The following is a 24,566-nucleotide window of genomic DNA, read 5'->3' on the forward strand; positions in this document are numbered from 1 at the left end:
GGAACCGGCCGGACCGGGGGGGCGCATCCCGGCCACGGCCCCCGGGGCACGCGAAAGCCCCGGTACGCCGACCAGCGGCATACCGGGGCTCCAGGGCGTCCCGGAACGCACAGGGCGTCCCGGAACGGATGCGCGTTACGGCAGCGCCAGCATCCGCTCCAGGGCGAGCTTGGCGTACTTCTCCGTCTCCGGGTCGACCTCGATCCGGTTGACCAGCTTGTTGTCGGCCAGCGACTCCAGGGTCCAGACCAGGTGCGGCAGGTCGATGCGGTTCATCGTCGAGCAGAAGCAGACCGTCTTGTCGAGGAAGACGATCTCCTTGTCCTCATCGGCGAAACGGTTCGCCAGGCGGCGTACCAGATTCAGCTCCGTACCGATGGCCCACTTCGAGCCGCGCGGGGCCGCCTCCAGGGCCTTGATGATGTACTCCGTCGAGCCCACGTAGTCCGCGGCGGCGACGACCTCGTGCTTGCACTCGGGGTGCACCAGCACGTTGACCCCGGGCATCCGGGCCCGGACGTCCTCGACCGACTCGACCGAGAAGCGGCCGTGGACCGAGCAGTGGCCGCGCCACAGGATCATCTTCGCGTCCCGCAGCTGCTCGGCGGTGAGGCCGCCGTTCGGCTTGTGCGGGTTGTAGAGGACGCAGTCGTCCAGGCTCATCCCCATGTCCCGCACGGCCGTGTTGCGGCCCAGGTGCTGGTCGGGGAGGAAGAGGATCTTCTCTCCCTGCTCGAAGGCCCACTCCAGGGCGCGTTTCGCGTTCGAGGACGTGCAGATCGTGCCGCCGTGCTTGCCGGTGAAGGCCTTGATGTCGGCGGAGGAGTTCATGTACGAGACGGGCACCACCTGGTCGGCGACCCCGGCCTCCGTCAGCACGTCCCAGCACTCGGCGACCTGCTCGGCGGTGGCCATGTCGGCCATCGAGCAGCCGGCCGCCAGGTCGGGCAGCACGACCGCCTGGGCGTCGGTGGTCAGGATGTCCGCGGACTCGGCCATGAAGTGCACACCGCAGAAGACGATGTACTCCGCCTCCGGGCGCGCGGCCGCGTCGCGGGCCAGCTTGAACGAGTCACCGGTGACGTCCGCGAACTGGATGACCTCGTCGCGCTGGTAGTGGTGGCCGAGGACGAACACCTTGTCCCCGAGCTTCTCCTTCGCGGCACGGGCCCGCTCCACCAGGTCCGGGTCGGACGGGGAGGGGAGGTCGCCGGGGCATTCGACGCCGCGCTCGCTCCTCGGGTCGGCCTCGCGGCCGAGCAGCAGCAGCGCGAGGGGTGTGGGAGTTACGTCCAGGGGCTGGGCCGTGGTCACGTCACGCACCCTTTCTTCTCTGCGTTCTGCTCTGCGGCTTCGGCGAACGCGCCTTTTCGTCTATTTGACGCTATCTATCATAGCCGCTTCGTGTCACTTTGACGATGCCGATAGCGTCGATGTGACGCATCCCCCGGGCGAGCGGGTGTGCGAGCATGAAAAGGAACAGACACGCGCTTGGCCCGGAATGATTCCGGCGCTGAGACGGTTGAACCGTCGGCAAGCAGTCCGTACAACCCGGGAGAGAAGCAGATGTCCGTATCGGACGAGACCACCACCGTGAGCGACGGCATCCTCCTGTCCGACGCCGCCGCAGGCAAGGTCAAGGCCCTGCTCGAGCAGGAAGGCCGCGAAGACCTGGCGCTGCGCGTCGCCGTCCAGCCCGGCGGCTGCTCGGGCCTGCGCTACCAGCTCTTCTTCGACGAGCGCTCGCTCGACGGCGACGTGGTGAAGGACTTCGACGGTGTCAAGGTCGTCACCGACCGGATGAGCGCCCCGTACCTGGGCGGCGCCTCCATCGACTTCGTCGACACCATCGAGAAGCAGGGCTTCACGATCGACAACCCGAACGCCACCGGCTCCTGTGCCTGCGGCGACTCCTTCAGCTAAGCGCTGCGAGCGGGATACACAGGGCATACGGAGGCGGCCCCGGGAATCACTCCCGGGGCCGCCTCCGTATGCCCTGTGCCGCGCGTGCGTCCGCGTCAGCCGCGCGGCACCGCGCCGCCCGAGGCCGCGTCGATCACCGCGCGGTCGCCCAGCGGCTTCTCCAGCGTCACCGTCCGGGTCAGCTCCTTGGCGATCATGATGCAGGCCTTCTTGCCCTCCTGCGGCTTCTCCGTCACCGTGATCCGCACCTGGCCCGCGCTCTCCTTCGCGCTCGCCGTGTACGTGCTGCACACCCCGCCCCAGAAGGTCACCTCAAGGGTCCGCCCGTCCGCACCGTACGAGGTCACCTTCCGGTCCCCGGAGGGCGTCGTCGGCGCTTCCGGCTTCTCGATGAACTTCGGGTCCACCGCCACCTGCGTGACCGTGTTCTCGGGACCGCCCGGCGCCTGGCGGACCGTGAAGAGCCAGGACGGCACCAGCGTCTGCCGGCCGTCCACGTAGTTCAGCGTGAGACCGAACACCGCGTCCTCGACCGTCTGCGTCACCGGCGCCTGCTTGCCGTTCGACGGCACGCACTGCGGATCGGCGGGAGGCTTCGGCTCGCCCTCCAGCGGTACGGGAGTGGCGCAGCCGCCGATGTCCCGGCCGCCGTCGCCCTTGCCCCTGCTCGCCTCGTTCAGCTGCTTCAGCGCCTCGTCCGCGCCGACCGCCGGGTAGGTGGCGCCCTTCTCCAGCGCCTTCAGATGCCCGCTGCCGCCGGTCACCTTGCCGTCCGGGCCCACCTGGACCCCGGTCGACCAGCCGTACGTCGGAAGCCCGTCGATCTTCGGGTCGGCGTTCACCACGCGGACGTCGCCCATGAGCTGGCCCGCGTTGAGCGCCGCGTCGTCCTGGCCGGCCGCCTTGAGCACCGGGGCCGCGGCCGCCTTCGCCGCCTTCTCGCTCACCGGGTCGCCGCCGGTCTCCGTGGCGCCGTTCGCGCACATCTTCCCCGGCTCGCAGGGCTTGGACGGGGTGGTGCGGGCGAACGTCCAGGTGCCCGGGGCCTGCTTGGTCACCTTCAGGAGCGCGCCGGGGCCGTCGTCGTCGCCGACCACCCACGAGGTGCCCTCGGTACGGGGAGTGCCCGGGATACCGAGCGCCTTCGCCAGCCGGGCGACATCGGCCGACGCCACCGTGCCCTTCGCCTGGTGGACGGTGGCGTCGTCCGGACCGTCGGGGAGTTCGCCCGCGGCCCGGTAGATCACGGGCGGGCCGCCCGGGTCCGGTTCACCGGGGGCGATACCGGCGGGCGGGGAGTCCGAGGCCGAGGACGTGCCACCCGGGCCGTCCGCCGGGGCGTCCAGGGCCAGCAGGGGGGCCGACTTCCTGGCCGCCGTACCGCTGTCGGCCTTGTCGCCCTCGCTCGAAGCGGTCGAGGCCCAGTACGCCCCGCCGCCTCCGGCCAGCAGCACGGCCGCGGCCACCGAGGCCACCGCGAGCGGCGGACGCCGCCGCCGGGGGCCGGTCACGTCGTTGTCGGGTCGCTCGGTGCTCACCGGATCGCTCCTTCGCCTGCGTTGCCGTCGCGGCGCCTACCGCGTGTCCCCCGGACGGGGACACCCGTGGGACGGAGCCGAGGAGCGTACGGTTCCACCGACCGGGGGAGCCGCGGAGGCGAGCACCGCACGATTCGCGCCGGACGGGCGCGGAAAGGCCGAAAGGCGACGCCCCCCGGCCGGTCCTCCGCCGGTCTCTCTCCGGGCCTCAGTCCCCGTACTCGGACATCGCGTCGATCAGCCGCGCCGACGAGGGCGGGATCGTCACCCCGCTGATCAGGGACGGCTTCACCGGGACCGGGGCGCTCTTCACCGGCGCCGTCCAGTGCGGCGCCATCCGCGCGCAGTCACCGCGCAGTGCGGCCAGGCTCAATTCCGACTCGGGCAATGCGGTGTGCTTCGACATATCCGCACCGTAACCACGGTCGAGCTCAGGTAGAAAGCCCTACTATCGGGTAGTTTTCCCTTTTCCTGGAGGTCAGGTCACCCGGTAGCGTGAACTGTCACGTCGTCCCGGAGGGCGCACTCACGGCCCTTCGCCTTCCGCAGGAGCAGTCTCCCCGTGCGTATTGCAGTCACCGGCTCGATCGCCACTGACCACCTCATGACCTTCCCCGGCCGCTTCGCCGACCAGCTGGTCGCGGATCAGCTGCACACGGTCTCCCTCTCCTTCCTGGTCGACAACCTCGACGTCCGCCGCGGCGGCGTCGCCGCCAACATCTGCTTCGGGATGGGCCTGCTCGGCACGAAGCCGATCCTGGTCGGCGCCGCCGGGGCCGACTTCGACGAGTACCGCGCCTGGCTCGACCGGCACGGCGTCGAGACCGGTTCGGTCCGTATCTCCGAGGTCCTGCACACCGCCCGCTTCGTCTGCACCACCGACGCCGACCACAACCAGATCGGCTCCTTCTACACCGGCGCGATGAGCGAGGCCCGCCTCATCGAGCTGAAGAACGTCGCCGACCGCGTCGGCGGCCTCGACCTCGTCTCCATCGGCGCCGACGACCCCGAGGCGATGCTCCGCCACACCGAGGAGTGCCGCTCCCGGAACATCCCGTTCGCCGCCGACTTCTCGCAGCAGATCGCGCGGATGGACGGCGAGGAGATCCGCATCCTCCTCGACGGCGCCACCTACCTCTTCTCCAACGAGTACGAGAAGGGGCTCATCGAGTCCAAGACCGGCTGGAGCGACGAGGAGATCCTCTCCAAGGTCGGCCACCGCGTCACCACCCTCGGCGCCCGCGGTGTCCGGATCGAGCGGGCCGGCGAGCCGGTCATCGAGGTCGGCTGCCCCGAGGAGGACACCAAGGCCGACCCGACCGGCGTCGGCGACGCCTTCCGCGCGGGCTTCCTCTCCGGTCTCGCCTGGGGCGTCGGCCTGGAGCGCGCCGCCCAGGTCGGCTGCATGCTCGCCACCCTGGTCATCGAGACGGTCGGCACCCAGGAGTACACCCTGCGCCGCACCCACTTCATGGACCGCTTCACCAAGGCGTACGGCCACGAGGCCGCCGCCGAGGTCCAGCAGCGCCTGGCCTGATGCGGCACCTGGCCTGATCAGGAGAGCCGGCGGACCACATAGGCCGAACCCCGGTCCGCCGGCTCCTCGCCCACGTACTCCTGACCGCGCATCTCGCACCAGGCCGGGATGTCCAGCCGCGCCGCCTCGTCGTCGGCGAGCACCGTCACCGTGGCGCCCACCGCTACCTCTCCGATCACCTTTGCGAGTTCGATCACCGGGATCGGGCAGCGGCGGCCCAGCGCGTCGACCACCAGGGAGGCGGCGGGCGCGGGGGACGGGGGCGCGGACACCGGGGCCCCGAGCCGCTCCCGTACCTCCGCCACCACCTCGGGCAGCACCTCCAGGAAGCGGTCCACGTCCGCCCCGGCCGTGCCCGGCGGCAGCGACACCCGGACGTTCCCCTCCGAGAGCACCCCCATCGCCTTGAGTACATGGCTCGGCGTCAGCGTGCTGCTCGTACAGGATGAACCGGACGAAACGGAGAACTCCCTCCGGTCCAGCTCGTGCAGCAGGGTCTCCCCGTCGACATAGAGACAGGAGAAGGTGACCAGATGCGGCAGCCGCCGCACCGGATCGCCCACCACCTCCACATCGGGCACCCGCTCGGCCACCACGCTCCGGATCCGGTCCACCAGGGCCCGCAGCCGTACCGCCTCCGCCGCCGCCCCGTCCCGTACCGCGCGCAGCGAGGCCGCCGCCGCCACGATCGCCGGCAGGTTCTCGAACCCCGGCGCCCGCCCCGACTCCCGCTCCCCGGCCGGGCCTTGGGGTGAGAAGCGGGTCCCCTTGCGGACCGCGAGCAGCCCGACCCCGGCCGGTCCGCCCCATTTGTGCGCGCTCGCCGTCAGCAACGACCAGCCCGCCGGGACAGGGCCCCAGCCGAGCGACTGGGCCGCGTCCACCAGCAGCGGCACCCCGGCCTCGGCGCAGAGCGCGGCGACCTCGGCCACCGGCTGCTCGGTGCCCACCTCGTGGTTGGCCGACTGGAGGCAGGCCAGCGCGGTGTCCGCCCGCAGCACCGCCGCGTACGCCGCCGGGTCCACCGCCCCGAACCGGTCCACCGGCACCTCGGTGCACGAACCGCCCGCCGCCTCGTGGGCCGCCGCCGAATGGAGCACCGACGAGTGTTCGACCGCCGAGTGGGCCAGATGGCGGCCGACACGCCGACGCCCCGAAAGAGCCCCGGCAATTCCCGCGTGCACCGCCGTCGTCCCGGACGAGGTGAAGACCAGCTCGTCCGGGCGGCACCCGACGGCCTCCGCGGCCGCCTCCCGGGCCGCGTCCAGGAGCAGCCGGGCCCGCCGCCCCTCCCGGTACAGGCGGGCGGGATCGGCCCAGCCCTCGTCGAGCGCGGCAAGCAGCGCCTGGCGTGCGACGGGGTGCAGGGGGGCGGCGGAGGCGGCATCGAAGTAGGGCACCCCGCCACGCTAGCCCGCACCCGGCCCCACCTGGCCGGGGGCCGCCCCTCCCGGACGCGCGAGTGGGCGTCAGATGAGGTCCGGAGGCCCGCATTCCACCCCAAGGGGGTGTCGGGCGGCGCGTTGGGCACCCTCCCCGCGCGACCCCAAATAGCGTCCAGTAGGGTTTGGTCCGCATAAACATCCAAACCCCTGCCCGCGTCAGGGCCGGCGACCGACCAGAGACATACGGGCGCGCCGACCGTGCGGGCGAGACTCTCGGGAAGGCGCTACGTGAGTCCCAACGGCTCCGACCGCTCGTCGCGGCGCCCGATGCGGCGGAAGCTGCCGCAGGTGCTGACTGCGGGCCTGGTCCTGGCGACGGCCTCCGGTTGTTCATACAACTGGGAGGATTTTCCCCGCCTCGGTATGCCCACCCCGGTAACGGAAGAGGCCCCTCGGATCCTCTCCCTCTGGCAAGGCTCGTGGGCGGCAGCGCTCGTCACGGGTGTCCTTGTCTGGGGGCTGATCCTCTGGAGCGTCTTCTTCCACCGGCGTAGCCGGACCAAGGTGGAGGTACCTCCGCAGACCAGGTACAACATGCCCATCGAGGCGTTGTACACAGTGGTTCCCCTCATCATCGTCTCGGTGCTCTTCTACTTCACCGCGCGTGATGAGTCGAAGCTCCTCGAGCTCTCCGACAAGCCGGCCCACACCATCAACGTGGTCGGCTTCCAGTGGAGCTGGGGCTTCAACTACATCGAGAAGGTGGATGGCCAGCCCGCAGCGGGCCCCGAGGTCCCCAAGGAGCTCAACGCCATCCCCGACAAGTTCCAGAAGGACTTCCCCGAGGGCGCCGGCGGCGTCTACGACGTGGGCATCCCCGGGACCCGCAACCCGCAGAACGGCAACCCGGGTCCGACCCTGTGGCTGCCGAAGGGGGAGAAGGTCCGCTTCGTCCTCACCTCGCGTGACGTCATCCACTCCTTCTGGGTGGTGCCGTTCCTCATGAAGCAGGACGTCATCCCGGGCCACACCAACGTGTTCGAGGTGACCCCCAACCGCGAGGGCACCTTCATGGGCAAGTGCGCCGAGCTCTGCGGCGTCGACCACTCCCGGATGCTCTTCAACGTCAAGGTCGTCTCCCCGGAGCGTTACCAGCAGCACCTCAAGGAGCTGGCTGAGAAGGGCCAGACGGGCTACGTGCCGGCGGGGATCGCGCAGACGGACCCGGCCAGGAATGCGGAGAAGAACCAACTGTGAGCATCCTCAACGAACCTCAGGGTGCCGCTCCGGCAGACGACTCGTACGAGGACGAACTGCCCGTGCGGCGCAAGCAGCCGGGAAACATCGTCGTGAAGTGGCTGACCACCACCGACCACAAGACGATCGGTACGCTCTACCTGGTCACCTCGTTCGTGTTCTTCTGCATCGGCGGACTCATGGCGCTCTTCATGCGCGCCGAGCTGGCCCGTCCGGGCACGCAGATCATGTCGAACGAGCAGTTCAACCAGGCGTTCACGATGCACGGCACGATCATGCTGCTGATGTTCGCGACGCCGCTGTTCGCCGGATTCGCCAACTGGATCATGCCGCTGCAGATCGGCGCGCCCGACGTGGCGTTCCCGCGGCTGAACATGTTCGCGTACTGGCTGTACCTCTTCGGCTCGCTCATCGCGGTGGCCGGGTTCCTCACCCCGCAGGGTGCGGCCGACTTCGGCTGGTTCGCCTACTCCCCGCTCTCGGACGCCGTCCGGTCGCCGGGCGTCGGCGCCGACATGTGGATCATGGGTCTGGCCTTCTCCGGCTTCGGCACGATCCTCGGCTCGGTCAACTTCATCACCACGATCATCTGCATGCGCGCCCCCGGCATGACGATGTTCCGCATGCCGATCTTCACCTGGAACGTCCTGCTGACCGGTGTTCTGGTCCTGCTGGCCTTCCCGGTTCTCGCCGCCGCGCTCTTCGCGCTGGAGGCGGACCGTAAATTCGGTGCGCATATCTTCGATTCCGCCAACGGCGGCGCATTGCTCTGGCAACACCTCTTCTGGTTCTTCGGACATCCAGAGGTGTACATCATCGCGTTGCCATTCTTCGGAATCATTTCCGAGGTCATCCCGGTCTTCAGCCGCAAGCCGATGTTCGGTTACATCGGTCTGATCGCCGCGACGATCGCGATCGCCGGCCTTTCCGTGACGGTGTGGGCGCACCACATGTACGTCACCGGCGGTGTCCTGTTGCCGTTCTTCTCCTTCATGACGTTCCTCATCGCCGTACCAACAGGCGTGAAGTTCTTCAACTGGATCGGCACGATGTGGAAGGGGTCGTTGTCCTTCGAGACACCGATGCTCTGGGCCGTCGGCTTCCTGATCACCTTCACCTTCGGTGGTCTGACCGGCGTCATCCTCGCCTCGCCCCCGATGGACTTCCACGTCTCCGACTCGTACTTCGTCGTCGCGCACTTCCACTACGTCATCTTCGGCACCGTGGTCTTCGCGATGTTCTCCGGATTCCACTTCTGGTGGCCGAAGTTCACCGGCAAGATGCTGGACGAGCGGCTCGGCAAGATCACGTTCTGGACGCTGTTCGTGGGCTTCCACGGCACGTTCCTGGTGCAGCACTGGCTCGGTGCCGAGGGCATGCCGCGTCGTTACGCGGACTACCTCGACGCCGACGGCTTCACCGCGCTGAACACGATCTCGACGATCTCCTCGTTCCTGCTCGGCCTGTCGATGCTCCCGTTCTTCTACAACGTCTGGAAGACCGCGAAGTACGGCAAGAAGATCGAGGTCGACGACCCGTGGGGTTACGGCCGTTCGCTGGAGTGGGCGACCTCCTGCCCGCCGCCGCGGCACAACTTCCTCACGCTGCCGCGGATCCGTTCCGAATCCCCGGCGTTCGACCTGCACCACCCGGAGATCACCGCGCTGGAGCAACTCGGCCATGACTCCGAGTCGGACAAGGCTCTGGCCGGCGGCAAGGAGGCAGGCAAGTGAAGATCCAGGGACAGATGTTCATCTGGCTGAGCGTCTTCATCCTCGGCATGGCCGTCGTGTACGGCGTGTGGTCGAAGGAGCCGGTCGGCACCACGGCCCTCTTCCTGGCCTTCGGCCTGGCCATCATGATCGGCTTCTACCTGGCCTTCACGGCCAACCGGGTCGACGCGATGGCCCAGGACAACAAGGAAGCCGATGTCGCCGACGAGGCGGGCGAGCTGGGGTTCTTCTCCCCGCACAGCTGGCAGCCGCTCTCCCTGGCGGTCGGCGGAGCCTTCGCCTTCATGGGCGTCGTCTTCGGCTGGTGGCTGCTCTACTTCTCCGCCCCCCTGCTCCTGATCGGCCTCTTCGGCTGGGTCTTCGAGTACTACCGGGGCGAGAACCGCACCCAGTGACACCGCACCCAGTGACACCGCACCGCCGGTGACACGCGCTACACCACGAAGGGCCCGCGCCGCCGCAAGCGACGCGGGCCTTTCGCCCGTTTGCAGTCACTGAACGCGCTGGAACGGGGGAACCTTCCTAGCGTGGAGCGCATGAACCACACGCCGCGCATCCGCACCGTAGTGAGCTGCACCCTCCTGGTCGTGACCCTCGCCGCGGGTGCGACCGCATGTGGCTCGCCCGACGGCCACCCGCTCTCGACGAAGCCTTACGACGCGGGCGACCAGGTCTCCTTCAACGGCCCCTCCGACAAGGAGAAGGCCGACCCCGACAAGCCCCTGGAAGTCACCGTCAAGGGTGACGACGGGCGCATCACCGACGTCAGCGCCGTGGACACCGGCGGCCGTCACCTCGCCGGCGAACTCTCCGCCGACGGCAGGCGCTGGCGCTCCACCGCCCCGCTCGCGGCCGGCACCGGATACACCGTCAGGGTCTCCACCGAGAACGGCGACGGCGCCCCAGGCGTCCGTACGCTCTCCTTCGACACCTCCTCGCCCAAGAAGCTGCTGAAGGTCGCCTTCGGCCCGGAGGCGGGCACCTACGGCGTCGGACAGCCCATCACGGCGGAACTCAGCGCTCCGATCACCGACAAGGCGTCCAGGGCCACCGTCGAGCGCGCCCTCAAGGTCCGCTCCACCCCGGCCACCACCGGCTCCTGGTACTGGGTCGACGACAAGAAGCTGCACTACCGCCCGAAGGAGTACTGGCCGGCGAACGCCACCGTCGAGGTGCGCTCCAACCTGGCGGGCATCAAGGTGACCAACGCGCTCTACGGAGCCGAGGCCAAGCCCCTCAAGCTCACCACCGGCGACCGGATCGAGGCCGTCACCGACGCCTCGGACCACTCCATGACGGTGCTCCGCAACGGAGAAGTGATCAATACCATTCCGGTCACCACCGGCAAGCCCGGCTTCTCCACCCGCAACGGGGTCAAGGTGGTGCTCGCCAAGGAGCAGTTCGTCCGCATGCGCGGCGAGTCCATCGGCATCGCCGCCGGCTCCTCGGAGTCGTACGACCTGCCGGTCTACTGGGCCACCCGGGTGACCTGGAGCGGCGAGTACGTCCACGCCGCCCCCTGGTCCACCGGCTCCCAGGGCAACGCCAACGTCAGCCACGGCTGCACCGGCATGAGCACGAGCAACGCCGAGTGGTTCTTCGACACCGTGCGCGAGGGCGACATCGTCAAGGTCGTCGGCAGCGAGGGCGAGGACATGGACCCGTTCGGCAACGGGTTCGGCGACTGGAACCTCTCCTGGGAGAAGTGGCAGCAGGGCAGCGCGCTGCACGAAGGAGCGCCGGACAGCCCGCAGACGCTCCAGACCGCCCGGCTGCGGCCCCACGTCTGACAGCCAGGCCCCCGCCGTTGCGGAGAAGCCCCCACCGCCCTCCTACGGGCCGTGGGGGCTTCTCCGCACCTCAGGCCGCTCTCAGGCCTCCACGGCGAGCCGCTGCCGCAGCAGCGCCGCCAGGGCGTCGGCAAACTCCACCGGGTCCACCGGCAGCGTCACGGCGGACTCCGCGCGGCTCCAGGTGGCCAGCCACGCGTCCTGCGGGCGGCCGATCAGCAGGAGGACCGGCGGGCAGTGGAAGATCTCGTCCTTGATCTGGCGGCAGACGCCCATGCCGCCGACGGGAGCCGTCTCCCCGTCCAGCACACAGACGTCGACGCCGCCGCCTTCCAGCGCCTTCAGGACGGCCGGGAGCGTCGCGCACTCCAGGAACTCCACCGGTGGGACGTCCGCGGCAGGCCTGCGACCGGCTGCCAGCCTCACCTGCTCGCGGATGTTGGCGTCGTCGCTGTAGACCAGGACCGTGGCGGTCGCCTGCATTGTTCCTCCGTGACATCGACGTCGTCGGGGCTCTCGGGGCATGCACCGATGCGCGGATCGTACTCCGCCCGACCGGCCGTCAGCACCGGTAATGACGACGATGCGATGGGCCGTTCGGCGCAGGGTGGGACCCCTGCGGACGGTACGGACACACCGAACGGCACCCCCCGGGGTGAGGGCGGGATAAGCGACCGACATAATGTCGGTCGTGGCGACAGCAACGACAGTAGAAACCGGGCACGCGCACCCGTCGGTCAATCGGCCGAACCTCACCAGCGTCGGAACCATCATCTGGTTGAGTTCCGAGCTGATGTTCTTCGCGGCCCTCTTCGCGATGTACTTCACCCTGCGATCGGTGATGGGACCCGATTACTGGAAGGAGATGTCCGATCATCTGAACTTCCCGTTCTCGGCGACGAACACCACGATCCTGGTGCTCTCCTCACTCACCTGCCAGCTCGGCGTCTTCGCCGCCGAGCGGGGCGATGTGAAGAAGCTCCGCACCTGGTTCATCATCACGTTCGTGATGGGTGCGATCTTCATCGGCGGCCAGGTCCTGGAGTACACCGAGCTGGTCAAGGACGCGGGGCTCTCCCTCTCGTCCGACCCCTACGGCTCGGTGTTCTACCTGACCACCGGCTTCCACGGTCTGCACGTGACAGGCGGTCTCATCGCCTTCCTGCTGGTCCTCGGCAGAACGTACGCGGCCAAGAGGTTCACCCACGATCAGGCCACCGCCGCCATCGTCGTGTCCTACTACTGGCACTTCGTCGATGTCGTATGGATCGGCCTGTTCGCAACGATCTACATGATCAAGTAACCCGGGCTCGCACCCGCCCACCATCGACGCAGAAGATCCTGACACCGGGGTAATCCGTGAAAAAGCTCTCCGCACGACGACGCCATCCGCTGGCGGCGGTCGTCGTACTACTCCTCGCGCTGGCGGCTACCGGGGGGCTGTACGCCGCGTTTGCGCCTGCGGGCAAGGCGCAGGCCGATGAAACCGCCCAGTCCCTCGCCATCGAAGAGGGCAAGAAGCTCTACGCCGTAGGCTGCGCCAGCTGCCACGGAACCGGCGGTCAGGGCACCACCGACGGGCCGTCCCTCGTGGGCGTGGGCTCCGCCGCCGTCGACTTCCAGGTCGCTACGGGCCGGATGCCCGCGCAGCAGCCGGGCGCCCAGGTACCGAAGAAGAAGGCCATCTACAGCCAGGCTGAGATCGACCAGCTCGCGGCGTACATCGCGTCGCTCGGCGCCGGTCCGGTCACCCCGACCGACAAGCAGGTCGACCCGGCGGGTGCGGACGTCGCCAACGGCGGCGAGCTGTTCCGTACCAACTGCGCCCAGTGCCACAACTTCACCGGTAAGGGCGGAGCCCTCACCGAGGGCAAGTACGCACCGGACCTCGAAGGTGTGAGCCCGAAGCACATCTACGAGGCCATGCAGACCGGCCCGCAGAGCATGCCCTCCTTCCCCGACACGACGATGCCGGAGCAGGAGAAGAAGGACATCATCGCGTACATCGAGTCCGTGAACGGTGACGAGACGGAGAGCCCCGGCGGTCTGGCCCTCGGCGGTCTCGGTCCGGTCAGCGAAGGTCTGTTCGCCTGGATCTTCGGACTCGGCGCGCTCGTCGCAGTCGCCGTTTGGGTCGCGGCCCACACCGCTAAGGCCAAGAAGTCATGAGTAGCCAACAGATTCCAGAAGACAGCCTGCCCGCTGTGCAGGAGACCGCGCACGGCGCGGTCGAGGGTACGGACGACCCGTTCGCCGACCCGGGGCTGCCGGCTCACAAGCCGCGCATCCAGGACCTGGACGAACGCGCCGCGAACCGCTCCGAGCGGGCCGTCGCGCTCATGTTCACCCTCTCGATGCTGGCGACGGTGGGCTTCATCGCCTCCTACGTCATCTTCCCGGTGGACAAGATCGTCTACATCTGGCCGTTCGGCCATGTGAGCGCGCTCAACTTCTCCCTGGGTCTCACCCTGGGCGCGGCGCTCTTCTTCATCGGAGCGGGAGCCGTCCACTGGGCGCGCACCCTGATGTCCGACGTCGAGGTCGCCGCCGAGCGTCACCCGATCGAGGCGACGCCCGAGGTCAAGGCCCAGGTCATGGCCGACTTCGCGGCCGGTGCCGAGGAGTCCGCGATCGGCCGCCGCAAGCTGATCCGCAACACCATGTTCGGTGCGCTGGCCCTGGTGCCGCTCTCCGGCGTGGTCCTGCTGCGCGACCTCGGTCCGCTGCCGGAGAAGAAGCTCCGCAACACCCTCTGGGCGGAGGGCAAGCAGCTCATCAACATGAACACGATGAAGCCGCTGCGCCCCGAGCACATCACCGTCGGGTCGCTGGCCTTCGCCATGCCCGAGGGGCTCGACCCGGAGTCGCACGACTTCCAGACGCAGATGGGCAAGGCCGCCCTGATGATCGTCCGCATCGAGCCGGACGACATCAAGGACAAGCGCCAGCGTGACTGGGCCCACGAGGGCATCGTCGCGTTCTCCAAGATCTGCACCCACGTCGGCTGCCCGATCAGCCTGTACGAGCAGCAGACGCATCACGTGCTCTGCCCGTGCCACCAGTCCACCTTCGACCTCTCCGACGGCGCTCGCGTCATCTTCGGTCCGGCCGGCCACCCGCTTCCGCAGCTGCGGATCGGTGTCAACAGCGAGGGCAACCTCGAGGCGCTCGGCGACTTCGACGAGCCCGTCGGTGCTGCCTTCTGGGAGCGCGGATGAGTACTGCGACAAAGAACCCCTCCGCCGCCGAACCGGCGAGCGGGCGCAAGGCTCCGGCCGGCGAGCGGGTTGCCGACTGGGCGGACGGCCGGCTGGGCATCTACGGCCTCGCCAAGGCCAACATGCGCAAGATCTTCCCGGACCACTGGTCCTTCATGCTCGGTGAGGTCTGCCTCTACAGCTTCATCATCATCATCCTCACGGGTGTGTATCTGACGCTGTTCTTCCAGCCGAGCATGGGCGAGATCGTCTACCACGGTCCGTACGAGCCCATGCAGGGCATCCGGATGTCCGAGGCCTACGCCTCGACCCTGAAGATCAGCTTCGAGGTCCGCGGCGGTCTGCTCGTCCGGCAGATCCACCACTGGGCCGCGCTGATCTTCCTGGCCGGCATGTTCGTGCACATGATGCGCGTCTTCTTCACGGGCGCCTTCCGCAAGCCGCGCGAGATCAACTGGCTCTTCGGCTTCCTGCTGTTCGTGCTCGGCATGTTCACCGGGTTCACCGGCTACTCCCTCCCGGACGACCTGCTCTCCGGTACGGGTGTCCGCTTCACCCAGGGCGCGATCCTGTCCGTGCCGATCGTCGGTACGTACATCTCGATGTTCCTGTTCGGCGGCGAGTTCCCCGGCCACGACTTCGTGGCCCGGTTCTACTCGATCCACATCCTGCTGCTGCCGGGCATCATGCTCGGCCTGCTGGTGGCCCACCTGATCCTGGTCTTCTACCACAAGCACACGCAGTTCGCGGGTCCCGGCCGGACCAACAAGAACGTCGTCGGCATGCCGCTGCTGCCCGTGTACATGGCGAAGGCCGGAGGGTTCTTCTTCCTCGTCTTCGGCGTGATCGCGATCATCTCGGCCATCGCCACGATCAACCCGATCTGGGCCCTCGGCCCGTACCGGGTCGACCAGGTGTCCACCGGCGCCCAGCCCGACTGGTACATGGGCTTCGCCGAGGGTCTGGTCCGAGTGATGCCGGGCTGGGAGATCAACCTGTGGGGCCACACGCTCGTCCTGGGCGTGTTCATCCCGCTGGTCGCCTTCGGCCTGGTGCTCGGTGTCATCGCGCTCTACCCGTTCATCGAGTCCTGGATCACCGGCGACAAGCGCGAGCACCACATCCTGGACCGCCCGCGCAACGCCCCGACCCGGACCGCGTTCGGCGTCGCCTGGATCACGGCGTACTTCGTCGGCCTCGTCGGCGGTGGAAACGACCTGTGGGCCACGCACTTCCACCTGTCGATCAACTCGATCACCTGGTTCGTCCGGATCTTCTTCTTCGCCGGACCGGTCATCGCGTTCATCGTCACCAAGCGGATCTGCCTCGGCCTCCAGCGCCGCGACAAGGAGAAGGTGCTGCACGGCCGCGAGACCGGCATCATCAAGCGCCTGCCGCACGGTGAGTTCGTGGAGATCCACGAGCCGCTCAGCCAGGGGCAGCTGCACACGCTCACGGCGCACGAGCAGTACAAGCCGCTCGAACTCGGCCCCGCGGTCGACGAGAACGGCGTCAAGCGCAAGATCTCCCCGGTCCAGAAGCTGCGCGCCAAGCTCAGCAAGGGGTACTTCGCCGACGGGAACCAGATCCCCAAGGCGAGCGCCGAGGAGTACAAGGAGATCAGCGAGGGCCACGGCCACCACTGATCGCCTGACCTGATCGCCACCGCGAGAGCCCCGTCCATTCGATGGACGGGGCTCTTCGCGGTCCCCGGGGCTGGATAGGGTGGAGCCGACTCTTCTGACCGGCTGTGGACCCTGGAGCGGACCATGAACGTTGTGACCCCGAGCGGCGGCGACAGCGTGGCGGCCCACTCCTGGCCCGGCCTCCTGAACCCCCTGCTGCGCGGCGAGAACCTCAGCTCCGAGGAGACCGCCTGGGCCATGGACCGCATCATGAGCGGCGAGGCCACCGACGCGCAGATCGCCGGGTTCGCCGTGGCGCTGCGGGCCAAGGGCGAGACCGTCGACGAGGTCACCGGCCTGGTCCGCGCGATGTACGCCCACGCCAACACCATCGAGGTGCCCGGCCGCACCGTCGACATCGTCGGCACCGGCGGCGACCTCGCCAAGACCGTCAACATCTCCACCATGTCCGCGATCGTCATCGCCGGCACCGGAGCCAAGGTCGTCAAGCACGGCAACCGGGCCGCGTCCTCGGCGAGCGGCTCCTCCGACGTCCTGGAGAAGCTCGGCGTCAACCTGGAGCTGACCCCGCGGCGGGTGGTCGAGGTCGCCGAGCAGGCGGGCATCACCTTCTGCTTCGCCGTGAAGTTCCACCCCGCCCTGCGGTACGCCGCCAAGGCCCGCAAGGAGCTCGGCGCGCAGACCACGTTCAACATCCTGGGCCCCCTCACCAACCCGGCCCAGGTGCGCTCCCAGGCCGTCGGGGTCGCCGACGCCCGGATGGCGCCCATCGTCGCGGGCGTGCTGGCCGACCGGGGCAACTCCGCCCTTGTCTTCCGCGGCGACGACGGGCTCGACGAGCTGACCACCACCGCCACCTCCCGGGTCTGGGTGGTGCGCGACGGCGCGGTCCGCGAGGAGGCGTTCGACCCGCGCGACGTGGGGCTGCCGATCGTCCCGGTCGAGGCGCTGCGCGGCGCCGACGCCTCGTACAACGCCGATGTGGCCCGCCGCCTGCTGGACGGCGAGAGCGGCGCGGTCCGGGAGGCGGTGCTGCTCAACTCGGCGGCGGCCCTGGTCGCCCTGGACCCGGGCCCCGGCACGCTGACCGAGCAGCTCGCGGCGAAGATCGCGGTGGCGGCCGAGTCCATCGACTCCGGGGCGGCCAAGCGGGCCCTGGAGCGCTGGGTGGCGGCGAGCAACGCCTGATAGACACCTCCGGCGCACACGGTGTGACACAGGGCGCAGTCCGGATGCCGGACTGCGCCCTTGCGCGTGTGCATACGTATGGCAAGATGCTGCGCAGGTCATGAGTGACAGCGACTACGGCCCCGGCCCGCTGTCCGGCAACCCTCCGTCCGTGGCGGGGTGCCCCGGGTGAAGACCAGGCCGTAGGCAGCGAGGTCTGCGGCAAGCGCGGGCCCCTCGGCATCCAGCGGATGCCAGCCCCCGGGGTCCTGGTCCCTAGGGAGCCTTCTGTGAGCAAGCGAATGCGTTAGGGCTCGTCCCAGGGCTTTTTCACGCCCTGAGCTGACCGCCCTTCTTCAGCGCACCTTCTTCCTTCCTTCTCCGCGCCGCCGCGTACCCGCAGGCGCGCAGATTTCGCCTGCCTGTTACGGGAGTTCGCCATGTCTGTCTCCACCGCTGCCCTCGACCCGTCGGTTTGTGCCCCGCTGCCCGTTCTGGGCCAGGACGTCACCGTTCCCCTCGTCACCGGCGGTGAAGTCACCTACGCCGCGCTCGACTACGCCGCCAGCGCCCCGGCCCTCCAGCGGGTCTGGGACGACGTCGCCGCGTACGCCCCGTACTACGGCAGCGTCCACCGCGGCGCCGGCTACCTCTCGCAGCTCTCCACCGACCTCTTCGAGAACAGCCGCCGCACGGTCGCCGAGTTCCTCGGCTGCCGCCCGGAGGACCAGGTGGTCTTCACCCGCTCCACGACCGACTCCCTCAACCTGCTGGCCGCCGCGATCCCCGCGAACTGCCAGGTCTTCGTGTACGAGACCGAGCACCACGCGTCCCTGCTGCCCTGGCGCGACGCCCAGGTCACCTACCTCAACGCACCCCGCACCCCGGGCCAGGCCGTCGAGACCCTGGAGCGCGCGCTCGCCGACCGCGACCCCTACGGCCCGGCCCTCGTCTGCGTCACCGGCGCCTCCAACGTGACCGGTGAGCTGTGGCCGGTGCGGGAACTGGCCGCCGCCGCCCACGCGCACGGCGCCCGCATCGTCCTGGACGCCGCCCAGCTCGCCCCGCACCACCCCGTCGACATCGCCGAACTGGACGTCGACTGGGTCGCGTTCTCCGGGCACAAGCTGTACGCGCCCTTCGGCTCCGGGGTCCTGGCCGGCCGCGCCGACTGGCTCCAGGCCGCCGAGCCGTACCTCGCCGGCGGCGGCGCCTCCCGGAAGGTCGCCCGGCGCGCCGACGGCGGCGTGGACGTCGACTGGCACACCACGGCCGCCCGCCACGAGGCCGGTTCGCCCAACGTCATCGGCGTCTACTCCATCGCCTCCGCCTGCAAGGCCCTCACCGAGGCGGGCTTCGACAACCTGGTCGCCCGGGAGCAGGAGTTGGTGTCCCGGGTCCGCGAAGGGCTCGCCGAGGTGCCCGAGGTGCAGGTGCTCTCGCTGTTCGGCGACGACGCGCCCCGGGTCGGCGTCATCTCCTTCGTGGTGCGCGGCTGGAACAGCTCGCACTTCGCCGCCGCCCTCTCCGCGGAGTACGGCATCGGCGTCCGCGACGGCCTCTTCTGCGCCCACCCGCTCGTGCGCACCCTCCTCGGCAGCGACCCGCAGGACCCGGGGGAGTGCGGCGCCCCCGAGGCCGAGCCGGGCGAGCGCTCGCTCAACGCGATCCGCGTCAGCTTCGGGGCCGGTACGCCCGACGAGCACATCGACCGCTTCCTGCGCGCGGTGACCGAGCTGGTCCGCGAGGGCGCCCAGTGGAAGTACCGCACCGAGGACGGCCGCTGCGTCCCGGACCGGGGCGAGGCCCCGCAGGTCTGAGGCCTGGAAACCACTTCGGCCGGGGACGGGCGCGCTGCCCGTCCCCGGCCGAAGTGTGCCGGAGTTACGCGTCCAGGCCGATGGCGAACGCCGCTTCCAGGTCGTGCTGGGAGTACGTACGGAACGCCACATGGGTGTCCGTGCCTTCGACGCCCGGGATCTTGCTGATCCGGCCGGGGATGACATCGGCGAGGTCGTCGTGCCGGGCGACCCGGACCATGGCGATCAGGTCGTAGGTGCCGGTGACGGAGAAGACCTCGCTGACGCTGTCCAGCGCGGCGATGGCCTCGGCGATCTCCGGAATCCGGTCGACACTGGTCTTGATGAGCACGATCGCGGTGATCACGGCTGGCTGTCTCCCTCGGTGGCCGTGGCTGGAACCTTCACCTTAGCCCCACCCCGATACCGCACCCAGGCGTAGAGGAACCCCGCCGCGAACCCGGCCACATGCGCCAGATACGCCACCCCCGGCCCGGCGTCCGCGCCCTGCGCCGCCGCCCACTGGAGCCCGAACCAGAAGATCAGCACGATCCAGGCGGGAAAACGCAGCGGCAGGAAGAAGAGGAACGGGAACAGGCTGGTCACCCGGGCCTTGGGGAAGAGGTACAGGAACGCGCCGAGCACCGCGGAGATCGCCCCCGACGCCCCGACCAGCGTCTGCTCGGAGTCCGCGTGCGCCGCCGCGTAACAGACCAGCGCCACATAGCCGCAGCCCACGTAGAACAGCGCGAACTGCGTCCGCCCCATGCGCTCCTCGGCCATCGCGCCGAACACGTACAGGAACAGCAGGTTCCCCAGCAGGTGCAGCCAGCTGCCGTGCACGAACAGCGCCGTGAACGGGGTGATCAGGGCGTGCGCGGAGCCCTCCCACAGTTCGGCGGGGATCACCCCCCACCGCTCGAAGTACGCGACCTGCGCGGCGAGCAGCGCCTCCTCGCTCCGGTGGGCGGCGCCGCCGAACCCGGAGAGCGGGCTGATCAGGAAGACCACCCCGCAGACACCGATCAGCCCGTACGTGACCGGGGCGCCGCTCGACACCGCCGCGTCCCGGATCCTGCCGGCCGTGGTCCGCCACTCGGCCTGCCGCCACTCGATCATGTACAGAGCATGACGTACCGGTCGAGAACGGGATGGAGCGCCTCGCCGTGCCGATGCCTATACGCGAGGCCGTAGGGTTACGCCAGGACTTCCGCAGTTCGACGGCGCACCGCGAGATCCTTGACGTAGACAGGTGGAGTCGCGGCGGCGCGCCCGGCGCGGGCTCCTGGAGACGACGAAAGAGGACGCACACGATGACGACGGTTCCCCTGCCGACGGACTCGACCCGCTGGCGCTGCACCCTGTGCGGCAACCTCACGCGCTTCGACGTGACCCGCTCCTCCAAGGTCGTGGAGTACGTGCACCTCGACCTGGCCGGTGAGTCGAGTGTCGAGGAGCGGGAGGTCGTCAGTGAGACCATCGAGTCGGTCCGCTGTCGTTGGTGCAACGCGGTGGACCAGATCGAACTGGTGGACAGGCCGGGTGCCGCTTCCTGAGGGAGCGCACCCTTCGACATATCTATGGGGTGACGGACGGTGGATCAGCCGACCAGCGGCGCCGGACCGGCCGATGAGGCCGACGGCGGTGCAGAGGCGCTCGGCCGTCCGCTGCCCGAGGGTGTGCGACGGCGGGTGATCGCGCTGGTCTCGGACGCCTTCGGCGCCCTGACCGTCGCCGAACTGCCCGCCCAGCTACGGCAGTACGCCCGGTTCACCCCGACCCGGCGGGCGAAGTTCGCGGGGAACGCGATGGCCGCCGCGCTGGAGAGCGACGCCGTCTTCCGGCAGCGGATCGGCGAGCGGCTCGGCCAGTCCCAGCCCGAGCTGACCGGTGCGCTGGAGGCGGGCGCGCCGCCCGCCGCCGCCGATCCCCTCGATGTGGCCGCGGCCGCCTATGTGCTGCGCCCGGTCGGCTGGGTCAAGCTGGTCGAATCGGCCGGCGAGGAGGTCCAGCGCGCCGACGCGGAACGGGCGGACGAGGAGACCCGGCGGGAACTGGACCAGCTGCGCGAGGAGCTGGAGCGGGCCCGCGCCCACACCCGTACCGAGACCGAGCGGCTGCGCACCGAGCTGGAGGCGGCCCGCAAGGAGGCCGAGTCGCTGCACCGCAAGCTGCGCAGCGCGCTCAGCGAGGTGAAGCGCGGCGAGGCCGCCCTGCGCCGCAGTGCCGCCGAGACCGACACCGTACGGGCCGAGTCGGCCGCCCAGCTCTCCGCCGTGGAGAGCGAGTCGCGCCGGCTCAAGGGGCGGCTGGGGGAGGCCGAGGCGGCCCTGGAGGCCAGCCGGCGCGCCGCCCGCGAGGGCCGCTCGGTGGAGGACATGCGGCTGCGGCTGCTCCTGGACACCGTGCTGGACGCGGCCTCGGGGCTGCGCCGGGAGCTGGCGCTCCCTCCGGCGACCACGCATCCCGCCGACACCGTGGACGCGCTGGAGCCGGGCCGGATGTCGCCCAAGGACATCGCCGCGCGCGCTCTTTCGGAGACCGATCCGGCGCTGCTGGACCAGCTCCTCGCCCTGCCGCAGGCGCACCTCATCGTGGACGGCTACAACGTCACCAAGACCGGCTATCCCCAGATGCCGCTGGAGAAGCAGCGGTTGCGGCTGCTGGGCGGGCTCTCCGTGCTCGCGGCGCAGACCGGCGCCGAGATGACCTGTGTCTTCGACGGGGCCGAACTGGCCGCCCCGGTGCTGCTCGCCCCGCCGCGCGGCGTCCGGGTGCTGTTCAGCAAGCCCGGCGTCACGGCGGACGAGGTGATCCGTCAACTCGCCCGCGCGGAACCGCCCGGGCGGCCCGTGGTGGTCGTCTCCACCGACCGTGAGGTCGCGGACGGTGTGGCGAAGGCCGGGGCGCGGCCGGTCGCGTCCGTCTTGCTCCTCAAGCGCCTTTCACGCGTCTAAAGGTTTTTGGGTGGCATGTGTGACATGCCGGATTTCTGGGAACGTACCGTCAAGTCGCCGCTACACGCGGTGGGGTGAGAGTAAAGAGTTGCCTGGTGTGACGAGAAAAATCCTGTGAGGATTTGAACTGATCACAAGATGGTCACTAGGGTCAGGCCTCGAACCTTCGCACGGTTGATCACCCATTGGGGGTGGCGGCGAAGGAACCGCCGAGTCCGTCATGTGCACGGAGCCGGGGATTCTTTCCCCCACTTGCCCGGTAGGCGGCTCTGAGGAAGAAGGAGCTCGTCCTTCGTGGCGTCCCACCGTCGTCCCAAGCAGCCGAGCCGCACCCGCGTGACCGTGCTCACCGCGACCGCCGCCGCGGCCGTGGCCCTGACCTCCCAGGCCGCCCACGCCGACCCCAAGCCGAGCAAGAGCGAAGTCAAGGCGAAGGTCGACAAGCTCTACCACGAGGCCGAGGCCGCCACCGAGAAGTACAACGGGGCCAAGGAGCAGCAGGACAACCTGAAGAAGGAAGTCGACGCGCTCCAGGACAAGGTCGCCCGCGGCCAGGCCGAGCTCAACACGCTCCGCACCGAGCTGGGTTCGATCGCCACCGCGCAGTACCGCTCCGGCGGCATCGACCCGTCGGTCGCCCTCTTCCTCGCCTCGGACCCGGACAGCTTCCTCGACCAGGCCTCCGCGCTCGACCAGCTGACGGTCAAGCAGACGGAAGCGCTGCAGAAGATCCAGTCCAAGCAGCGCACCCTCGCCCAGCAGCGCAAGGAGGCCCAGGACAAGCTCGGCGACCTCGCCGACGTCCGCAAGGCGCTCGGCGAGAACAAGAAGAAGTACCAGGGCAAGCTGGCCGACGCCCAGCAGCTCCTCAACACGCTGACGCAGGCCGAGCGGGCCAAGATGCAGCAGGACGAGCAGCGCGCCAGCCGTGCCGCCAGCGACCGGGTCGAACTCGGCAACGAGGCCCCCGCGTCCGGCCGTGGCGCCGCCGCCCTGAGCGCCGCCGCCACCCAGATCGGCAAGCCGTACGTCTCCGGCGGCTCCGGCCCCAACTCCTACGACTGCTCCGGACTGACGCAGTGGGCCTTCGCCCAGGCCGGCGTCTCCATCACCCGGACCACCTACACCCAGCAGCACGACGGCCAGCGGATCGGCCGCAGCCAGCTCAAGCCGGGCGACCTGGTCTTCTTCAACGGCCTGTCGCACGTCGGCTTCTACGCCGGCAACAACCAGATCCTGCACGCCCCGAAGCCGGGCACCGTCGTCCGCTACGAGTCGATGGACTACATGGGCACCTTCCAGTTCGGCGTCCGCGTCTGACCGGGCTGCGCTGGGCGGCACGCCGCGGCACGCCCGAACGAGGGAATCGCCGCGCACCACGCTGACGCCCCCGCCCCGCCGGAGACCAAGGTCACCGGCGGGGCGGGGGCTTTTCGGCCCCTCTCGCGCCCGCGGCACGGTCTTTGGCCTGTGCGTAGTCGTCCGATTACTGTCTGGCTGCTGTGCAGCTCCCGGACTCCGTCCGCCCGCCCCGGGCGGCAGGGGCTGCGCACCACCGCGTCAGCGGAAGGGAGTGCGGCTACCAGTGGTGTCCCATCGCCGTTGCACACAGTCCGGCTTCACCAGAGGCGTCCGGGTCACGGTCGTCTCGGCGGCCGCCGCCACCGCGGCCGCCACCCTGACCGGGGCCCCGGCGAGCGCCGACCCGAAGGAGACCCGGGAGAGCGCCAAGGCCGCCGTCGACCGCCTCTACGAGGAGGCCGAGCAGGCCACCGAGCGTTCCAACGCGGCCGGGGAGCGCGTGAAGCGGCTGCGCGGCGAGGCGGACCGCGCCCAGGACGCCACGGCCCGGGGCCAGGAACGCGTCAACGAGATGCGCAACGCGCTCGGCGCGATGGCGGGCGCCCAGTACCGCACCGGCTCCATCGACCCGTCGGTCGCCCTGCTGCTCTCCGCCGACCCGGACACCTACCTGGAGCAGGCCGCCGCCCTCGACCGGGCCGGCGCCCGCCAGGCCAGGACCCTGGACAAGCTGCGGCACGCGCAGCGGGGGCTCGCCCAGACCCGGGCCGAGACCACCCGCGCCCTGACCGACCTGGAGCGCAACCGGGCCGCCGTCTCCCGGCACAAGCGCGCCGTCGAGTCCAAGCTCCGCGAGGCCCGCAGGCTGCTGGACTCGCTGCCGCCCGAGGAACGCGCCTCCTTCGACCGGGCCTCCCGCTCCGGCCGCGACGGTGCGCCCGACCTCTCCGGCGTCGCCCCCGGCTCGGCCCGCGCGATGTCCGCCGTGGCCGCCGTCCACCAGGCGCTCGGGAGACCCTACGTCTGGGGCGCCAACGGGCCCTCCGGATTCGACTGTTCCGGCCTGATGCAGTGGGCCTACGCCCAGGCCGGGGTGAGCCTGCCCCGCACCTCCCAGGCCCAGCGCTACGCGGGCCGCATGGTGCCCCTCTCCCAGGCCCAGCCCGGTGACCTGGTCGCCTACCGGGCGGACGCCAGCCACATCGGCATGTACGTCGGCAACGGCCAGGTCATCCACGCCCCCTACCCGGGCGCCCCGGTCCGCTACGATCCGGTCGGCATGATGCCCGTCTCCTCGGTCACCCGGATCTGACC

Annotated in this window: 23 protein-coding genes and 1 riboswitch; of the genes, 16 read left to right on the plus strand and 7 right to left on the minus strand. The window is 69.8% G+C overall.

Annotation, left to right across the window (positions count from 1 at the left end; translation table 11 throughout):
• Positions 1 to 135: 135 nt before the first annotated feature.
• Positions 136 to 1,314 (minus strand): quinolinate synthase NadA, encoded by a 1,179-nt coding sequence (gene nadA, locus IE134_RS26115; protein ID WP_505513533.1) that lies wholly within the window; start codon positions 1,312 to 1,314, stop codon positions 136 to 138.
• 252 nt (positions 1,315 to 1,566) lie between these two features.
• Here nadA and IE134_RS26120 point away from each other — a divergent pair, with 252 nt between their 5' ends.
• Positions 1,567 to 1,923: a HesB/IscA family protein gene (locus IE134_RS26120; protein ID WP_010057795.1), complete on the plus strand. Its 357-nt coding sequence runs from the start codon at positions 1,567 to 1,569 to the stop codon at positions 1,921 to 1,923.
• Between the two features lie 95 nt (positions 1,924 to 2,018).
• Here IE134_RS26120 and IE134_RS26125 read toward each other — a convergent pair whose 3' ends face one another.
• The gene (locus IE134_RS26125; RefSeq protein ID WP_189431921.1) at positions 2,019 to 3,461 is read right to left on the minus strand and encodes a hypothetical protein; all 1,443 of its coding nucleotides are present in this window, start codon (positions 3,459 to 3,461) and stop codon (positions 2,019 to 2,021) included.
• Between the two features lie 208 nt (positions 3,462 to 3,669).
• A complete protein-coding gene (locus IE134_RS26130) occupies positions 3,670 to 3,867 on the minus strand; it encodes a hypothetical protein (RefSeq protein WP_030718795.1) in 198 nt (65 codons plus the stop codon).
• Positions 3,868 to 4,023: 156 nt separating this feature from the next.
• On the opposite strand from IE134_RS26130, the gene IE134_RS26135 reads away from it, so the two are divergent.
• A complete protein-coding gene (locus IE134_RS26135) occupies positions 4,024 to 4,998 on the plus strand; it encodes a carbohydrate kinase family protein (protein WP_189431923.1) in 975 nt (324 codons plus the stop codon).
• A 17-nt stretch (positions 4,999 to 5,015) separates the two neighbouring features.
• Here the strand turns inward: IE134_RS26135 and IE134_RS26140 are convergent, their stop codons facing one another.
• Positions 5,016 to 6,398, minus strand: a complete 1,383-nt coding sequence (locus IE134_RS26140) for a cysteine desulfurase/sulfurtransferase TusA family protein (protein ID WP_032784634.1) — start codon at positions 6,396 to 6,398, stop codon at positions 5,016 to 5,018.
• Positions 6,399 to 6,671: 273 nt separating this feature from the next.
• On the opposite strand from IE134_RS26140, the gene ctaC reads away from it, so the two are divergent.
• The 4 genes from ctaC (at position 6,672) to IE134_RS26160 (ending at position 11,163) form a co-directional block, all read left to right on the plus strand.
• On the plus strand, positions 6,672 to 7,640 hold the full coding sequence (gene ctaC, locus IE134_RS26145) for an aa3-type cytochrome oxidase subunit II (protein ID WP_006123921.1): 969 nt from the start codon (positions 6,672 to 6,674) through the stop codon (positions 7,638 to 7,640).
• Positions 7,637 to 9,373: an aa3-type cytochrome oxidase subunit I gene (ctaD, locus tag IE134_RS26150; protein WP_032784633.1), complete on the plus strand. Its 1,737-nt coding sequence runs from the start codon at positions 7,637 to 7,639 to the stop codon at positions 9,371 to 9,373. Before ctaC ends, ctaD begins: the two co-directional genes overlap by 4 nt.
• Complete coding sequence (locus IE134_RS26155; RefSeq protein ID WP_010057805.1) at positions 9,370 to 9,768, plus strand: cytochrome c oxidase subunit 4; 399 nt, start codon at positions 9,370 to 9,372, stop codon at positions 9,766 to 9,768. The genes ctaD and IE134_RS26155 overlap by 4 nt, the downstream gene beginning before the upstream one ends.
• Positions 9,769 to 9,909: 141 nt before the next feature.
• Positions 9,910 to 11,163 (plus strand): L,D-transpeptidase, encoded by a 1,254-nt coding sequence (locus tag IE134_RS26160; RefSeq protein WP_030718800.1) that lies wholly within the window; start codon positions 9,910 to 9,912, stop codon positions 11,161 to 11,163.
• Positions 11,164 to 11,244: 81 nt separating this feature from the next.
• Here IE134_RS26160 and IE134_RS26165 read toward each other — a convergent pair whose 3' ends face one another.
• Positions 11,245 to 11,646 carry a DNA-binding transcriptional response regulator gene (locus IE134_RS26165; RefSeq protein WP_030718803.1) on the minus strand — a complete coding sequence of 134 codons (402 nt, stop codon included), beginning with the start codon at positions 11,644 to 11,646 and terminating at the stop codon, positions 11,245 to 11,247.
• 199 nt (positions 11,647 to 11,845) lie between these two features.
• Here IE134_RS26165 and ctaE point away from each other — a divergent pair, with 199 nt between their 5' ends.
• The 6 genes from ctaE to IE134_RS26195 all read left to right on the plus strand — a co-directional run bounded on the left by ctaE (position 11,846) and on the right by IE134_RS26195 (position 19,014).
• The gene (gene ctaE, locus IE134_RS26170) at positions 11,846 to 12,466 is read left to right on the plus strand and encodes an aa3-type cytochrome oxidase subunit III (protein WP_003969635.1); all 621 of its coding nucleotides are present in this window, start codon (positions 11,846 to 11,848) and stop codon (positions 12,464 to 12,466) included.
• Between the two features lie 56 nt (positions 12,467 to 12,522).
• A complete protein-coding gene (gene qcrC / locus IE134_RS26175) occupies positions 12,523 to 13,332 on the plus strand; it encodes a cytochrome bc1 complex diheme cytochrome c subunit (RefSeq protein WP_030718808.1) in 810 nt (269 codons plus the stop codon).
• Complete coding sequence (gene qcrA / locus IE134_RS26180; protein ID WP_029182027.1) at positions 13,329 to 14,381, plus strand: cytochrome bc1 complex Rieske iron-sulfur subunit; 1,053 nt, start codon at positions 13,329 to 13,331, stop codon at positions 14,379 to 14,381. The genes qcrC and qcrA overlap by 4 nt, the downstream gene beginning before the upstream one ends.
• On the plus strand, positions 14,378 to 16,027 hold the full coding sequence (gene qcrB / locus IE134_RS26185; protein ID WP_030718811.1) for a cytochrome bc1 complex cytochrome b subunit: 1,650 nt from the start codon (positions 14,378 to 14,380) through the stop codon (positions 16,025 to 16,027). The genes qcrA and qcrB overlap by 4 nt, the downstream gene beginning before the upstream one ends.
• A 123-nt stretch (positions 16,028 to 16,150) precedes the next feature.
• Positions 16,151 to 17,215 carry an anthranilate phosphoribosyltransferase gene (gene trpD, locus IE134_RS26190; protein WP_030718814.1) on the plus strand — a complete coding sequence of 355 codons (1,065 nt, stop codon included), beginning with the start codon at positions 16,151 to 16,153 and terminating at the stop codon, positions 17,213 to 17,215.
• 96 nt (positions 17,216 to 17,311) lie between these two features.
• Positions 17,312 to 17,429, plus strand: a riboswitch (SAM riboswitch).
• Between the two features lie 205 nt (positions 17,430 to 17,634).
• Positions 17,635 to 19,014: an aminotransferase class V-fold PLP-dependent enzyme gene (locus IE134_RS26195; RefSeq protein WP_030718816.1), complete on the plus strand. Its 1,380-nt coding sequence runs from the start codon at positions 17,635 to 17,637 to the stop codon at positions 19,012 to 19,014.
• A 64-nt stretch (positions 19,015 to 19,078) separates the two neighbouring features.
• Here the strand turns inward: IE134_RS26195 and IE134_RS26200 are convergent, their stop codons facing one another.
• Both IE134_RS26200 and IE134_RS26205 read right to left on the minus strand, forming a co-directional pair.
• On the minus strand, positions 19,079 to 19,360 hold the full coding sequence (locus IE134_RS26200; RefSeq protein ID WP_003969641.1) for an Lrp/AsnC family transcriptional regulator: 282 nt from the start codon (positions 19,358 to 19,360) through the stop codon (positions 19,079 to 19,081).
• A complete protein-coding gene (locus IE134_RS26205; RefSeq protein WP_189431924.1) occupies positions 19,357 to 20,112 on the minus strand; it encodes a rhomboid family intramembrane serine protease in 756 nt (251 codons plus the stop codon). Before IE134_RS26205 ends, IE134_RS26200 begins: the two co-directional genes overlap by 4 nt.
• A gap of 194 nt (positions 20,113 to 20,306) precedes the next feature.
• Here IE134_RS26205 and IE134_RS26210 point away from each other — a divergent pair, with 194 nt between their 5' ends.
• The 4 genes from IE134_RS26210 (at position 20,307) to IE134_RS26225 (ending at position 24,564) form a co-directional block, all read left to right on the plus strand.
• Positions 20,307 to 20,549 carry a hypothetical protein gene (locus IE134_RS26210; protein ID WP_003969643.1) on the plus strand — a complete coding sequence of 81 codons (243 nt, stop codon included), beginning with the start codon at positions 20,307 to 20,309 and terminating at the stop codon, positions 20,547 to 20,549.
• Between the two features lie 39 nt (positions 20,550 to 20,588).
• Positions 20,589 to 21,950, plus strand: coding sequence for an NYN domain-containing protein (locus IE134_RS26215; RefSeq protein WP_030718819.1), 1,362 nt, complete (start codon positions 20,589 to 20,591; stop codon positions 21,948 to 21,950).
• A 294-nt stretch (positions 21,951 to 22,244) separates the two neighbouring features.
• A complete protein-coding gene (locus IE134_RS26220; protein ID WP_010057822.1) occupies positions 22,245 to 23,270 on the plus strand; it encodes a C40 family peptidase in 1,026 nt (341 codons plus the stop codon).
• A gap of 265 nt (positions 23,271 to 23,535) precedes the next feature.
• Positions 23,536 to 24,564, plus strand: coding sequence for a C40 family peptidase (locus tag IE134_RS26225; RefSeq protein ID WP_189431926.1), 1,029 nt, complete (start codon positions 23,536 to 23,538; stop codon positions 24,562 to 24,564).
• The last annotated feature ends 2 nt before the right edge of the window (positions 24,565 to 24,566 follow it).

Source organism: Streptomyces rubiginosohelvolus, from assembly GCF_014649875.1.
In the GTDB taxonomy this organism is placed as follows: Bacteria; Actinomycetota; Actinomycetes; order Streptomycetales; family Streptomycetaceae; genus Streptomyces; species Streptomyces rubiginosohelvolus.

Excerpts from the sequence above, each read along its gene's own strand:
- IE134_RS26120 (WP_010057795.1), top strand. The coding sequence starts at position 1,567 with ATGTCCGTATCGGACGAGACCACCACCGTGAGCGACGGCATCCTCCTG.
- IE134_RS26130 (WP_030718795.1), bottom strand. The coding sequence starts at position 3,867 with ATGTCGAAGCACACCGCATTGCCCGAGTCGGAATTGAGCCTGGCCGCA.
- IE134_RS26160 (WP_030718800.1), top strand. The coding sequence starts at position 9,910 with ATGAACCACACGCCGCGCATCCGCACCGTAGTGAGCTGCACCCTCCTG.
- IE134_RS26165 (WP_030718803.1), bottom strand. The coding sequence starts at position 11,646 with ATGCAGGCGACCGCCACGGTCCTGGTCTACAGCGACGACGCCAACATC.
- ctaE (WP_003969635.1), top strand. The coding sequence starts at position 11,846 with ATGTCGGTCGTGGCGACAGCAACGACAGTAGAAACCGGGCACGCGCAC.
- qcrA (WP_029182027.1), top strand. The coding sequence starts at position 13,329 with ATGAGTAGCCAACAGATTCCAGAAGACAGCCTGCCCGCTGTGCAGGAG.
- qcrB (WP_030718811.1), top strand. The coding sequence starts at position 14,378 with ATGAGTACTGCGACAAAGAACCCCTCCGCCGCCGAACCGGCGAGCGGG.
- trpD (WP_030718814.1), top strand. The coding sequence starts at position 16,151 with ATGAACGTTGTGACCCCGAGCGGCGGCGACAGCGTGGCGGCCCACTCC.
- IE134_RS26195 (WP_030718816.1), top strand. The coding sequence starts at position 17,635 with ATGTCTGTCTCCACCGCTGCCCTCGACCCGTCGGTTTGTGCCCCGCTG.
- IE134_RS26205 (WP_189431924.1), bottom strand. The coding sequence starts at position 20,112 with ATGATCGAGTGGCGGCAGGCCGAGTGGCGGACCACGGCCGGCAGGATC.
- IE134_RS26210 (WP_003969643.1), top strand. The coding sequence starts at position 20,307 with ATGACGACGGTTCCCCTGCCGACGGACTCGACCCGCTGGCGCTGCACC.